The organism is Streptococcus suis (genome assembly GCF_002960445.1).
Taxonomy (GTDB): domain Bacteria; phylum Bacillota; class Bacilli; order Lactobacillales; family Streptococcaceae; genus Streptococcus; species Streptococcus hyiners.
Map to the genome: position 1 here is coordinate 1 of NZ_POJD01000426.1, position 281 is coordinate 281.

At 39.1% G+C, this 281-nt stretch carries 1 protein-coding gene; it reads left to right on the plus strand.

Annotated elements, in window-relative coordinates; translation table 11 throughout:
• Window positions 1–281: glycogen/starch/alpha-glucan phosphorylase (locus tag C1G53_RS12380; protein ID WP_161941439.1), on the plus strand; the 281-nt coding region annotated here is incomplete at both ends.

The following is a 281-nucleotide window of genomic DNA, read 5'->3' on the forward strand; positions in this document are numbered from 1 at the left end:
ACCATCACGATGCAAGTGAGCTCGAAAAGCTGTTGGATTACAAAAATGATAAGGAATTGAAATCTTGGTTGGAAAAGACAAAGCAGCATAATAAACGCAAATTGCAGCGCCATATTGCCAAGACACAAGGTGTTCATGTTAATCCAGAATCCATCTTTGATGTACAAATCAAGCGCATGCACGAGTACAAGCGTCAGCAGATGAATGTTCTTTATGTTATCCATAAGTATCTGGATATTAAAGCAGGCAACATCCCTACTCGCCCATTAACAGTTTTCTTT